The 12927-nt window shown below is 71.0% G+C and carries 10 protein-coding genes; 3 read left to right on the plus strand and 7 right to left on the minus strand.

The window, feature by feature from the left end:
• Positions 1 to 190: 190 nt before the first annotated feature.
• Both WH07_RS24190 and WH07_RS24195 read right to left on the minus strand, forming a co-directional pair.
• Positions 191 to 901 (minus strand): PspA/IM30 family protein, encoded by a 711-nt coding sequence (locus WH07_RS24190; protein ID WP_046503907.1) that lies wholly within the window; start codon positions 899 to 901, stop codon positions 191 to 193.
• 74 nt (positions 902 to 975) lie between these two features.
• The gene (locus WH07_RS24195; RefSeq protein WP_046503910.1) at positions 976 to 3075 is read right to left on the minus strand and encodes a TPM domain-containing protein; all 2100 of its coding nucleotides are present in this window, start codon (positions 3073 to 3075) and stop codon (positions 976 to 978) included.
• Positions 3076 to 3274: 199 nt separating this feature from the next.
• Here WH07_RS24195 and WH07_RS24200 point away from each other — a divergent pair, with 199 nt between their 5' ends.
• Positions 3275 to 4348, plus strand: coding sequence for a glycoside hydrolase family 18 protein (locus WH07_RS24200; RefSeq protein WP_408645920.1), 1074 nt, complete (start codon positions 3275 to 3277; stop codon positions 4346 to 4348).
• On the opposite strand, the gene WH07_RS24205 is transcribed toward WH07_RS24200, so the two are convergent.
• Positions 4332 to 6176, minus strand: a complete 1845-nt coding sequence (locus WH07_RS24205) for an MFS transporter (protein WP_079023510.1) — start codon at positions 6174 to 6176, stop codon at positions 4332 to 4334. The two genes, WH07_RS24200 and WH07_RS24205, sit on opposite strands and share 17 nt — an antisense overlap.
• A gap of 111 nt (positions 6177 to 6287) precedes the next feature.
• Between WH07_RS24205 and WH07_RS24210 the strand changes: the two genes are divergently transcribed.
• Positions 6288 to 6776, plus strand: a complete 489-nt coding sequence (locus WH07_RS24210; RefSeq protein ID WP_046503912.1) for a MarR family winged helix-turn-helix transcriptional regulator — start codon at positions 6288 to 6290, stop codon at positions 6774 to 6776.
• Between the two features lie 187 nt (positions 6777 to 6963).
• On the opposite strand, the gene WH07_RS24215 is transcribed toward WH07_RS24210, so the two are convergent.
• The 4 genes from WH07_RS24215 to WH07_RS24230 are packed head-to-tail and all read right to left on the minus strand — an operon-like array spanning position 6964 to position 10873.
• Positions 6964 to 7821 carry a succinate dehydrogenase/fumarate reductase iron-sulfur subunit gene (locus WH07_RS24215; RefSeq protein WP_079023511.1) on the minus strand — a complete coding sequence of 286 codons (858 nt, stop codon included), beginning with the start codon at positions 7819 to 7821 and terminating at the stop codon, positions 6964 to 6966.
• Complete coding sequence (locus WH07_RS24220; protein ID WP_046503914.1) at positions 7818 to 9767, minus strand: fumarate reductase/succinate dehydrogenase flavoprotein subunit; 1950 nt, start codon at positions 9765 to 9767, stop codon at positions 7818 to 7820. The genes WH07_RS24215 and WH07_RS24220 overlap by 4 nt, the downstream gene beginning before the upstream one ends.
• Before the next feature lie 21 nt (positions 9768 to 9788).
• On the minus strand, positions 9789 to 10610 hold the full coding sequence (locus tag WH07_RS24225; RefSeq protein WP_046503916.1) for a hypothetical protein: 822 nt from the start codon (positions 10608 to 10610) through the stop codon (positions 9789 to 9791).
• 32 nt (positions 10611 to 10642) lie between these two features.
• Positions 10643 to 10873 carry a hypothetical protein gene (locus WH07_RS24230; protein WP_046503919.1) on the minus strand — a complete coding sequence of 77 codons (231 nt, stop codon included), beginning with the start codon at positions 10871 to 10873 and terminating at the stop codon, positions 10643 to 10645.
• 283 nt (positions 10874 to 11156) lie between these two features.
• Between WH07_RS24230 and WH07_RS24235 the strand changes: the two genes are divergently transcribed.
• Positions 11157 to 12927: ABC transporter family substrate-binding protein (locus WH07_RS24235; RefSeq protein ID WP_046503922.1), on the plus strand; the 1771-nt coding region annotated here is incomplete at its 3' end.

The raw sequence follows: 12927 nt of genomic DNA on the forward strand, positions 1-12927 counted from the left end.
CGTCAGATCTGTTCGGCCGCGTCAAGGCCGCCTCCGGACAAGCCGCCTCTGGACAAGCCGCCTCTGGACAAGGCATTCTCCGGGCAGGGCCGCCGCCCCGCCCGCCCGTGGCCGGGCCCGCTGCGGAGCCGCCCTGCCCGCCGGGAGCCCTGCCCGCTCGGGACCCGCGTGCGGAGAGGCGGCGGCGGGCTCAGGCCGCCTTCAGCGCTGCCAGGCGCGCCTCGACCTCCGCGCTGTCGCCGACGCTGTCCAGCCGTTCGAACTGCGCGTCGAGCGACGAGGCCGCCAGCTCCTGCTTGCCCATCGCTCTCGCCTCCTCGCGCCGCACCTTGTCCTCGAACCGGCCGATGTCGCTGGTCGGGTCGAGCACATTGATGCTCTTGACCGCGTCCATCATCCGGTTCTGCGCCTCGGCGGTCTTGGCCCGTGTCACCAGCTCGTCGAGCTTCGACTGCAACTGCGTCAGCTTGAACCTCATCCGGTCGAGACCGGTCTTGAGCTTGTCCACGACCTCCGTCTGGGTGGCGATGGCGGGCTCCGCGGTCTTCGCCTCCTTCTCCGACTGGAGCTGGCGCTCCAGCGCCACCTTGGCCAGATTGTCGAAGGTGTCGGCCTCGTGGCCCTGGCCCGCCGAGCGCAGCTCGTCCGCCTTCTTGCTCGCGGCGAGCGCCTTCACGCCCCACTCCCGGGCCGCTTCCACGTCCTCGCGGTAGTCCTGCTCCAGCAGACGCAGATTGCCGATGGTGCCGGCCACCGCCTGTTCCGCCTCGCTGATGTTGTTGATGTAGTCGCGGATGAGCTGGTCGAGCAGCTTCTGCGGATCCTCCGCCTGGTCCAGCAGCGCGTTGATGTTGGCCTTCGCGAGCTGGGTGACCCGTCCGAGGATGGTCTGCTTGGTCATTGGTCTTCTCCTTGTGAGGATCCTTGTGGGAAAAGGCTCTGAAGGCCCGGAGCCGGAGCACCGGGTGCGCCGGTTCAGAATCGCCCGCCGCCGCCCATCCGGCCGCGTGTACCGCCGCCGCCGAAGCTGCCGGGACGCCCGCCGCCCCGGTATCCCCCGCCGAAGCCGCCGACCGGGCCGAACCCCCCGCCGAAGCCGCCGCCGAACAGACCGCCGAGGAGGATCCCGCCGAGCATCGCGCCGCCGACCCCCGCGCCCGGCGCGCCGCCGACGGCGTACTGGTTCTCGTACGACTGGACGTCCTGCTCGGCGAGGTACTGGGCCTCCCGCGCCAGCTCGTCCGCGAGCCGGGTCTCGGCGAGCGCGGCCTGCGCGTCGGCCGGCGCCGCCGCGTGCCCGCGCTCCAGCCGCCGTTGCGCCTCGACCAGCCGGGTGCGGGCCTGGCTGCCGACGGCGCCGCGATGGGTGGTGATGTAGTCGGTGGCGGCGCCGATGGCCGAGCGGGCGCTGAGCATGGCCTGGTCGAGCAGGGTGCCGGCCCGCCGGATGCCCTGTTCGTGCTCGCGCGCCCCGGCCAGCGCCTCGTCGAGGACCGCGTCCGCCTCCTCGACCCGGCGCAGGGCGTCGATCGGGTCGTACCGTCCGGCGCCGATCTCGCGCCGTACCTCCGCGGCCACCGCCTCCGCGCGGCTGATCCGGCCCTGGAGGTCGCCCGTCGACACCCCGGGGGTGGTGCCGCGCAGCAGGCCGCGGGCGTCGGCGAGATCGGTCTCGGTCTCGGTGAGCGCGCCGGGCAGCTTTCCGGCCGCCTCGGCCAGTTCCTGCGCGCGCCGTTCCACGGCCTCGGTGAGGGTGGCGGCCTGGCCCACGGCGCCCTCGGCGGCCCGTACGTGCACGGCCGCCCGGCCGTTGTCGCCCGCGCCGATCAGGCCGCGCGCCTCGTCGAGGCCGGTGGCGGCGAAGGCCAGCCGGTCCTCGGCCTGCTGGGCGTTGTCCGCGACGGGCGCCGAGGCGGAGTCGGCGTACCGTTCGCGCAGCGCGGCCAGGGTGGAGCGGGCCGCGGTGACGCGTCCGCTCAGCTCGCGGAAGGCCGCTCCGGCCGACTCCAGGGCCTGGGGCGCGGTGCGCTCCAGGGCCCGCAGCCGGTCGAAGTCCTCGGACTCGGCGTCGAGCCGGTCGCTGGCCTCCTGGCAGCGGGCAAGGATCTCGTCCAGCATCCGGCGGCGGGTCTCGTCGTCCTCCGGAATGGCGTCGTCCAGTTGCTGTCGCAGCCGGAACGCCAGGGTGAGCTGCCCCTTCGCGAAGTGCACGGCGTCCGTGAAGGGCGCGGCGGCCTCCTCGCCGAACTGCGCGGTGGCGAAGCCCAGTTCCTCCTGGCTGGTGCGCAGGGCGTCGTCCGTCTCGACCAGCGTCTGTTTCGCGCGGGCGTCCAGCTCGGGCAGCGGGGTCGGCGGTGGCTGCGGCGCGGTGCCCGGTGAGCCCCAGCCCTGCTGGGCGGCGCGCTGGGAGGTACGGCCAGCCATCCGCCGTTTGCGCTTGGAGTAGACGTACGCGGCGATGAGCGCCGCCGCGACGATGACGGCGATCGGCAGGACCAGATTGGTCGCGGCGCCTCCGTTGGCCGCCCGGCCGCCGGGGTCCGGTTCACCGGGAGTGATGGCGGGGGTGGGTACGGGCTGTCCCGCCAGCACCGCGCCGTATCCGTCGGCGGCCCCGATCGCCGCGCCCGCCCAGTCGTTCTGGCGCAGCGCGGGCTCGACGGCGGTGCTCGCGACCTCGGCGAGCTGGGTCGCGGAGAGCGGGGCGCCGGGGTCGGCGGAGTAGGCGTACTGCCGGGAGTGGGTGGCGACCGCCAGCAGGATGTCGTCCCGGCCGAGCCCATTGCGTACGGCCGTCGTGTCGGCCCAGTCCTGGGGGGTGCGGCCGGAGAAGTCGCGTACGTACGCCACGAAGAGCTGGACGCGGGTGTCGGTATAGAGCCGTTCGAGTGAATCGCTCACCGCCGGCTTGCGGTCGTCGAGCGCCCCCACCTGATCCGTGATCTGCCCCTGCCGGGACAGCGGGATCGGAGCCTCCGCCCGCGCGCCCCGCACCGGGGATACGGCCAGGCAGCAGACCAGGACCAGGACGGTCAGAAAGGCCCGGCCGGCTATGTGGGTCCGGGGCGAACTCACAAGTGGCGTCACAATTCGGAGGTTATGTCCGCACTGAACCGTTCGCGACTGGACCGTTCGGGGCCGGACCGTTCGAGACCGGACCTGACCTCGTGCGATCGATCACGGAATGGGTTCTGGGCGTCCGGTGCCCGTTTCCGCTGCGTAACCTGGACCCTTCGTGGCCGGCCGGCCACGGCACCAGGGGGAGGGGACGGCTTTGCGGGTACGGCTGCGCGGATTCGGGCGGACTGTGGTGCGGGCCTGGCGGAGCCGCCGCGCGAGATGGCCCAAGCGGATCGCGCTGGTGCTGGCCCTGCTGCTGGTCGTACCGACGGTGAGCGCCGCTGTGGCACTGCGGATCGGTTACGCGGGCGACATCGAGGACGGTACGCGGACCCGCGGCCAGGACGCGATCTGGCTCGGCCACGCCTGGGTGGACGGCCGCAAGGACGACGCCGATCTCGCGGCCTTCGCGGAGCGCATCCGCGGCACCGGGATCCGTGACCTGTACGTCCACGCCGGGCCGCTGGAGCACAACGGCACCCTGCCCGAGGCCCGCTACCCCCGGGCCCGCTGGCTGATAGCCGCCGTACACCGCACGATCCCGGGTGTACGTGTGCATGCCTGGCTCGGTGACGAACTGGCCACCGAGGGGCCCGAGGGGCTGCGTCTGGAACTGGCCGCGTCGCGCGCGGCGGTGGTGCGCTCGGCGGAACAGATCCTGGACGCGGGCTTCGACGGCGTCCACTTCGACCTGGAGCCGCTGCACTCCGGCGACCAGGACTATCTCTCGCTCCTGGACGATCTGCGCGCGCTCACCCGGGCCCGGCAGGTGCCGCTCTCGGTCGCGGCCCACCAGATAGACCCGCTGCCCGCGCTGCACGCCGTCGCGGGCGCTCTCACCGGCCACCCCAAGTGGTGGTCACAGGCGTTCTTCGCGCAGGTGGCCCGGCGGGTGGACCAGATCGCGGTCATGTCGTACGACACGGCGATGCCGCTGGAGAGCCTGTACGGCGGCTATGTCGCCCAGCAGACCACGCTCGCCCTCGAAGTCACGCCCGAGAGCACCGATCTGCTGATGGGGCTGCCCTTCTACTACGAGGACGACCTGAGCCACCACGGCCACGCGGAGACCGTCGCGGCGGCGGTACGCGGGGTCAGGCTGGGGCTGGGACGCACGGACCGCGACCGGAAGCGATTCGGGGTGGCCATCTATGTCGACTTCGCCGCGCGGGAGCACGACTGGACCTCGTACCGGAGGGACTGGGGCTGCGTCACGCCGGGTTGCTGAAACGCTCCTTGGCGCCGGGTCCCGAAGCGGCATCGGCTTCCGAAGAGGCGCCGGCCGCCGACGGGGCGCCGGCCGCCGGTGCTTTCGTACGGCTACGCCCCCGGTCCTCGTGGACATAGCGGCCTCCCCGGAGCAGCGAGGCGACGGCCGCGACCAGGCACGCGGCGATCGCGAAGTCGAACGCGACCGACAGCCCCTCGGAGAACGGCTGGGAGATCAGCGCCGGGAAGAACCCGCGCCCGGTCAGATAGCTCGCGTGCCCGGCGGGAAGATGCGCGAGGACCTCCGGGCCGAGCAGCGTCTGCACCGGGTTGTACCCGAGGAGCGACGCGAACAGCACCCCGACCGGCGGCAGCGCCGCGACCCTGGCGGCGTCGGCGGCCGGCACCCCCTGGGCGGTCAGCCCATGGCTGAGCGCGGCGGGCAGTGAACCGGCGAGGCCCGCGATCATCAGGGAGAAGAAGATGCCGATGGACAGCACGGTCGCAGAGTTCTGGAAGGTCGTGCTGATCCCGGCGCCGACCCCGCGCTGGTCCGGCGGCAGGCTGTTCATGATGGCCGCCCGGTTGGGCGAGGTGAACAGCCCCATCGCCAGCCCGTTGCAGAGCAGGATCAGGGCGAAGAGCGGATAGCCGAAGTCCACCGGCAGTACCTCCAGCGCCGCGAAGGTGCCCGCGGCCAGCAGCATGCCGCCGGTCGCGAAGGTCCGGGCGCCGAACCGGTCGGAGGCCCAGCCCGAGAACGGTCCGGCGATCAGGAATCCGATCGTGAGCGGCAGCATGTAGATCCCGGCCCACAGCGGGGTCTCCGCGAAGCCGTAGCCGTGCCGCGGCAGCCAGATGCCCTGGAGCCAGATGATCAGGATGAACATCAGCCCGCCGCGCCCCAGCGCCGCCAGCAGACTCGCCACATTGCCCGCGGTGAACGCGCGGATCCGGAACAGCGCGAGATGGAACATCGGTTCCGCGACCCGGCTCTCCACCACGCAGAACACCGCCAGCACCGCGAGCCCGCCGCCGATCGCGGTGAGCACCCAGGGGTTGCCCCAGCCCATGGTGTGCCCGCCGTAGGGCTGGATCCCGTACGTGATGCCGGACAGGACCGCGATCAGGCCGACGGCGAAGGTGACATTGCCCCACCAGTCGAGCCGGGCCGGTGTGCGGACACCGGTGTCCCGCAGCTTCAGATAGGCCCAGACCGTGCCGAACACCCCGAACGGTACGGACACCAGGAACACCAGATGCCAGTCGACCGGGCCGAGCAGACCGCCCAGGACCAGCCCGATGAAGGAACCCGCGATGCCCGCGACCTGGTTGAGCCCCAGGGCGAGACCGCGCTGCCGGGCGGGGAAGGCATCGGTGAGGATGGCGTTCGAATTGGCCATGAGCATCGCTCCGCCGACGCCCTGGAGCACACGCATACCGATCAGCCAGAGCGCGCCCGCCGTGCCGTGCAGCCAGGTCACCGAGAGCAGCACGGAGAAGACGGTGAAGACCGCGAACCCCATGTTGTACATCCGGACCCGGCCGTACATGTCGCCGAGCCGGCCGAAGCTCACCACGAGCACCGCGGTGACCACCATGTAGCTCATGATCAGCCACAGCAGCAGGCTCGTATTGCCTGGCTGGAGCGGGTCCACGCCGATGCCGCGGAAGATGTCCGGCAGGGCGATCAGCATGATCGACATATTGATCGTGGCGATCAGGACGCCCAGCGTGGTGTTGGACAGGGCGATCCATTTGTAGCGCGGACCCGGTCCGCCGGTGTGCTCTTCCGCTGCCGCTGCCGCTGCCGCTGCCGCTGCCTCTCGCACGGGCGCCACTCCCATCGGCGGCCGGGTGTGGCCGGGGGTAGGTGGATGTATGTAGCAATCAGTAGCCAAGCTAGACCTCGACAGGGAAACTTGCAAGGTTGCCTGTCCAACTCCTACGGTGGGCGCATGTACGAGGAGCCCGGACCGCCCGCTGAACCGACCGCCGACCGGAGCGGCGCCGGTCCGGCCGCCGAGCAGGTCGCAGCGGATCTCTCCGCCGTCGTCGGCAGACTGATGCGGCGGCTGCGGACCGCCTCGCCCGACAGCCGGCTCACGCCCTCCCAGCGCTCGGTCCTCTCCCGGCTGGACACGGACGGGCCGGCCACCACGGCCGCGCTGGCCCGCGCCGAGTACGTACGCCCCCAGTCCATGCGGCTGACCCTGGCCGCCCTGGAGGAACAGGGGCTGATCGAGCGGGCGCCCGACCCCGGGGACGGGCGTCAGTCCGTCGTCTCGGCCACGGACGCCGGGCGCGGGGCGCTCGCCGCGGTCCGCGCGGCCAAGCAGGGCTGGCTCTCCGACGCGATCGCCGCCGAGTTCGACGGCACCGAGCGCCGCGCCCTGGCCGAGGCGACGGATCTGCTGCGGCGGCTGGTGGAGAGACGGGAGCAGTGATCGTGACACCGCCCGGCCGTGCGGCGGGAGCACACACGGCAGAGCCCGCACACTCAGCAGGGCCCGTACACACGACAGGGCCCGCACACGCGGCAGGGTCGGCCCGTAACACACGACAGGGCCCGCACCCGTCCTGACAGACGGGTGCGGGCCCTGCCTCCCGCTCGCCGCGCGTTATACGTGTGGTCTACTCGCCCCGGCGCCGGATCTTGTTGCCCAGCCACACCAGCGGGTCGTACTTCCGGTCCACCGCCCGTTCCTTCAGCGGGATCAGGGCGTTGTCGGTGATCTTGATGTGCTCGGGGCACACCTCCGTACAGCACTTGGTGATGTTGCAGTACCCGAGCCCGTGCTCGTCCTGTGCCGTCTTCTTGCGGTCGAGCCCCGACTCCGCGGCGGCGTCCAGCGGATGCATGTCCAGCTCCGCCACCCGCATCAGAAAGCGCGGCCCCGCGAAGGCGGCCTTGTTCTCCTCGTGGTCCCGCACCACATGACAGGTGTCCTGGCACAGGAAGCACTCGATGCACTTGCGGAACTCCTGCGAGCGGTCCACATCGACCTGCTGCATCCTGTACTCACCCGCGGCCACCCCGGGCGGCGGTACGAAGGACGGCACCTCCCGCGCCTTGGTGTAGTTGAACGACACGTCAGTGACCAGATCCCGGATCACCGGGAAGGCGCGCAGCGGGGTGACCGTGATGGTCTCCTCGCGGGAGAAGACCGACATCCGGGTCATGCACATCAGCCGCGGCCGGCCGTTGATCTCCGCGCTGCACGAACCGCACTTGCCCGCCTTGCAGTTCCAGCGCACCGCCAGATCGGCGGCCTGGGTGGCCTGGAGCCGGTGGATGATGTCGAGGACGACCTCTCCGTCGTTCACCTCGACCGCGAAGTCCTTCAGCTCTCCGCCGTCGGCGTCGCCGCGCCAGACCCGGAACTTCGCCTCGTACGCGGAAGCCGAGGCGCTCGTACCCGTACCGCCGCCCGTGGCCGCGCTGCTCGTACCCGTGCCCGCACCTGGATCCGTATCCGTACCCGTACTCACTCGTGAAGCTCCTCTTCGGCGAGGTACTTGACCAGCTCTTCCTTGTCGAACAGGGCGAGCAGATCCGGACGGACGGGCTCGGTCTCGCGGCGCGTCAGCGCGATCCGGCCGTCGGCGGGACCGGTGGCCCCGGTGAGCGTGCAGTGGAGATTGACCCGGCGCCAGTCGCGGTCCATGCCCGGCCAGTCCTCCCGGGTGTGGCCGCCGCGGCTTTCCGTACGCTCCAGGGCGGCCCGTGCCACGCACTCGCTGACCAGCAGCATGTTCCGCAGATCGAGCGCGAGGTGCCAGCCGGGGTTGAACTGCCGGTGTCCCTCGACCACCGCGCGCGAAGCCCGTACCCGCAGCTCGGCCAGCTTCTCCAGGGCCTGTGCCATCTCGTGCTCGCGCCGGATGATGCCGACCAGGTCGTTCATGGTCTGCTGGAGTTCCTGATGGAGGGTGTACGGATTCTCGGCCGGCCCGTCCGCCGAGCCCTCGGCACCGAACGGGCGCAGCGCCTCGGCCGCCGCCGCCTCGATCTGCGCCTCCTCCGGTACGGGCCTGGCCTCCGCGCCCCGCGCGTGCTCGGCGGCGTACAGCCCGGCCCGCCGCCCGAAGACCAGCAGGTCCGAGAGCGAGTTCCCGCCGAGGCGGTTCGAGCCGTGCATGCCCCCGGCGACCTCGCCCGCCGCGTACAGGCCCGGCACCCCCAGCGCGGCGGCGGTGTCCGAGTCGACCGCGATCCCGCCCATCACATAGTGGCAAGTGGGCCCGACCTCCATCGCCTCGGCCGTGATGTCGACATCCGCCAGCTCCTTGAACTGGTGGTACATCGAGGGCAGCCTGCGCCGGACGACCTCGGGGGACATCCGGGTCGAGACATCGAGATAGACCCCGCCGTGCTCGGAGCCGCGGCCCGCCTTGACCTCGGAGTTGATGGCACGGGCCACCTCGTCGCGGGGGAGCAGCTCGGGCGGGCGCCGGTTGTGGTCCGGGTCCTTGTACCAGCGGTCGCCCTCGTCCTCCGACTCCGCGTACTTCTCCTTGAAGACATCGGGGATGTAGTCGAACATGAACCGCTTGCCCTCGGAGTTGCGCAGCACCCCGCCGTCGCCGCGCACCGATTCGGTGACGAGGATGCCCTTCACCGACGGCGGCCAGACCATCCCGGTCGGATGGAACTGCACGAACTCCATGTTCAGCAGGGGAGCGCCGGCGAGCAGCGCGAGGGCATGGCCGTCGCCGGTGTACTCCCAGGAGTTGGAGGTCACCTTGAAGGACTTGCCGATACCGCCGGTGGCGAGGACGACGGAGGGCGCCTCCAGGACGAAGAAGCGCCCGGACTCGCGCTCGTAGCAGAACACCCCCGCGACCCGCCCGCCGGTCCCGTCCTGCCCCGTCCCACCCTCACCGGTCTCCTCGGGCGACTTGAGGATCCGGGTGACCGTGCACTCCTGATAGACCTTGAGGCGCGCCTCGTAGTCCCCGTACTCCTCGTAGTCCTCCTGCTGGAGCGAGACGATCTTCTGCTGGAGGGTACGGATCAGCTCCAGGCCCGTCCGGTCGCCGACATGCGCGAGCCGCGGGTACTCGTGCCCGCCGAAGTTGCGCTGGGAGATCCTGCCGTCGGCCGTACGGTCGAAGAGCGCGCCCCACGTCTCCAGCTCCCACACCCGGTCCGGCGCCTCGCGCGCGTGCAGCTCCGCCATCCGCCACTGGTTGAGGAACTTCCCGCCGCGCAGGGTGTCCCGGAAGTGCACCTGCCAGTTGTCGCCCGCGTTCACATTGCCCATCGAGGCGGCGATCCCGCCCTCGGCCATCACCGTATGGGCCTTGCCGAAGAGGGACTTGCAGATCACGGCCGTACGGGCGCCCCGCTCGCGCGCCTCGATGGCGGCCCGCAGTCCCGCACCGCCCGCGCCCACGACCACCACGTCCCACTGACGGCGTTCGAGTTGCGTCATATCTGAACGGTCTCCCTGTTCCTAGAAGAAGCGCGGATCGTCGAAGGCCCCGGAGGCGAGCAGATAGACATAGAAGTCGGAGACGGCGACGCTGATCAGTGAGGCCCAGGCGAGCTGCATGTGGCGGCCGTTGAGCCTGCCCGCCCAGTCCCAGAGGCGGTAGCGCACCGGGTGTTTGGAGAAGTGCCGCAGCCGGCCGCCGATGATGTGCCGGCAGGAGTGGCAGGAGAGGGTGTACGCCCAGATCAGCACGATGTTGACCAGGAAGATCAGCGAGCCGAGCCCCATGTGGCCCCAGGCGTAGTGCTCGTCGCGGAAGGCCAGCACGGTGTCGTACGTGAGGATGCCGGCGACCGGGACGGCCGCGTAGAAGAAGTACCGGTGGATGTTCTGCAGGATCAGCGGGAAGCGGGTCTCACCGGAGTACTTCGCGTGGGGCTCGGCGACGGCGCAGGCGGGCGGGGAGGCCCAGAAGCCGCGGTAGTAGGCCTTGCGGTAGTAGTAGCAGGTCAGCCGGAAGCCCAGCGGGAAGATCAGGATCAGCAGCGCGGGGGAGAGGCCCCACCAGCTTCCGAAGATCTCCCAGTTGGGGCCGGAGCGCATGGGGGCGCAGTTCTCCGCCAGACAGGGCGAGTAGAACGGTGAGACATAGGGCGCCGCGTAGTAGTCGTCGTTCGCGAAGGCCCGCCAGGTCGAGTAGACGATGAAGGCGAGCAGTCCCGCGGCGGTCGCGGCGGGCGCCAGCCACCAGCGGTCGGTCCGCAGATGGCGGGGCGCGATGGCGGCACGCGAGGGGCCGCGTACGCCCGTACTGGCTGGTGGGGGCTGGGTACCAGTGGCCAACGGGATCTCCTGACATGGTGCATGGCGGGGCCCTAAGGCGCTCGCCGGTCGCGCACACCCAGGCCCTCGTCGTCCGAGTCCGTCCACAGCGCGCTGTCGTACGGAGTGTCGGGGATGGTCACCAGGTCGTCGGCGCGGCCGGCCGGCTGGGGCCGGGATTCGTTCTCGCGTAGCTGCGCGAGACTCTGCTCCAACCGTCCGACCGTGCGGACCAGGTCGTCCAGGCAGCGTTTGACCGCTGCCACATCGTCCTGCAGGGACATGAGTTGCCCTCATTTCCGCGGTCGCGGGTGGCATGCGGGGAGCGTGTGGTCACCCTCGGACGGCTGCTCTCTGTACGCGCCTGAGAGTGTCGCGCGTCACACCTGTCTTTCACAAGACCGGGTACGAGGTCGCCCGCGCGGCCGAGTGGTTGGCCCGAGCGGGTGGGGTTTGGCCACCGGGTTGACGTGTCGACGGGCCGGTTCCGCGGCTTTCCACTTCAGTGAGTGGGCAATAGGTGTGATCATCTATAAATTCCACAAACAGGACGAAGAGGTACAAGCCATGTCCCACGTCGGCGCCCCACGCGGGAGGACATGCTCCCGGACGCTCCGCTCCCTCGCGCTCCTCACCACCGGTGTGCTCGCCCTGCCCGGCCTGTCCGCGTGCACCTCGGACGACGACACGAGCGCGGACGCCGCGCCGGACATCGCCCCCGCCGGCCGCGACCATGTGACCGCGGGCGGATCCATGCGCTGGGCGATCGACACCATGCCCGCCACGCTCAATGTCTTCCAGGCCGACGCGGACGGCTCCACCGCCCGGATCGCCGCCGCCGTGCTGCCCTCCCTCTTCACCCTCGACAAACGGGGCCGGCCCCAGCGCAATCCGGACTACCTGGAATCCGCGAAGGTGGTCGAGCGCGAGCCCAAGCAGGTCGTCCTCTACAAGCTCAACCAGGAGGCGGTCTGGAGCGACGGCCGGGAGATCGGGGCAGCCGACTTCGTCGCCCAGTGGCGCGCGCTGAGCGGCAAGGACTCCGCGTACTGGACCGCGCGCAACGCCGGGTACGAGCGGATCGAGAAGATCGAGCGCGGGGCCAACGACCTGGAGGTCAGGGTCACCTTCAACAAGCCGTACGCGGACTGGAGGTCCCTCTTCACCCCCCTGTATCCGAAGGATGTGACGGGCAAGCCCAACTCCTTCAACGACGGAGCCAGGGCCGACCTCAAGACCACGGCCGGGCCCTTCAGCATCAAGAAGGTCGACCGCAAGGGCAAGGAGGTCACCCTCGTCCGCAGCGCCCGCTGGTGGGGGGAGCCCGCCAAGCTCGACTCGCTGGTCCTGCGCGCCGTCCCGCGCAGCAAACGCGCGTCGGCCCTCGCCGACGGCAAGCTCGACCTCGCCGAGATCGACAAGAGTGCGGCGGACCGTATCGCCCTGGCGGTCCGCGACCGCGACGCCGGGACGACCGGGCAGAAGCTCACCCATGGCCCCGGCACCAAGATCACCCCGGCCTCCGCGCTCCGTTCCTGGGCGCTGGCCCACGGCTCCGACGAGGATGTGGCGGAGGAGGCGCAGGAGGCGCGCGAACAGACGGTCGCGTCCATCGCCCGGTACGCCAAGGAGCAGAAGACGCTCGACGGCTTCGTCGTACGCAAGTCCCTGGAGCCCGCCTACACGCAGCTCGCGCTCAACGGCGAGTCGGGGCCGCTCGCCGACGAGCGGGTACGGCGCGCCGTCGCCCGGGCGCTCGACCGCCAGGAGCTGGCCGACGTGGTGCTCAAGCCGCTCGGGCTGCCCGCCAGACCGCTCGGCAGCCATCTCGCGCTGGTCGGCCAGGAGGCGTACGCGGACAGCAGCGCGGCGCTCGGCAAGCAGGACACGCAGGAGGCGCGGGCGCTGCTGGGCGACGCGGGCTGGGTGCCGGGCGGAGCGCTGAAGAAGGACGGCGCCAAGGCGGGCAGCAAGCCCGTCAAGCCGGATACGGACGAGGAGGAAGAGGAGGAGAGCGGGGAGGAAGAGGAGGAGAAGCCCAGGGAGAAGTCGATCTACGAGCGGAAGTACGACGCCCAGCAGCTCGAACTCCAGAAGAAGGAAGAGGAGGAGGCCAAGCGGCAGGAGGCCCAGGAGAACCGCGAGAACGCCGCGGAAGGCGCGGAAGGCTCGGAGGGCGACAACAAGCGCCCCCGCCCCCGTGGCTCCGCTTCGGCCGGGCCCTCCGCCGAGGACGCCGAGGCCGAGGACGTCCCGTCCGACGAGGGCGAGTTCATCGTCGGCGACGACAGCAAGCCGGGCCAGCGCGCCCCCCGCCCCGAGTCCGCCACTCATATCC

The organism is Streptomyces odonnellii (assembly GCF_000981895.1).
GTDB lineage: Bacteria > Actinomycetota > Actinomycetes > Streptomycetales > Streptomycetaceae > Streptomyces > Streptomyces odonnellii.

What these genes read in the sequence shown, in the direction of transcription:
- WH07_RS24210 (WP_046503912.1), top strand. Translation starts at nt 6,288, where the DNA reads ATGTACGAGGAGCCCGGACCGCCCGCTGAACCGACCGCCGACCGGAGC.
- WH07_RS24230 (WP_046503919.1), bottom strand. Translation starts at nt 10,873, where the DNA reads ATGTCCCTGCAGGACGATGTGGCAGCGGTCAAACGCTGCCTGGACGAC.
- WH07_RS24205 (WP_079023510.1), bottom strand. Translation starts at nt 6,176, where the DNA reads ATGGGAGTGGCGCCCGTGCGAGAGGCAGCGGCAGCGGCAGCGGCAGCG.
- WH07_RS24190 (WP_046503907.1), bottom strand. Translation starts at nt 901, where the DNA reads ATGACCAAGCAGACCATCCTCGGACGGGTCACCCAGCTCGCGAAGGCC.
- WH07_RS24220 (WP_046503914.1), bottom strand. Translation starts at nt 9,767, where the DNA reads ATGACGCAACTCGAACGCCGTCAGTGGGACGTGGTGGTCGTGGGCGCG.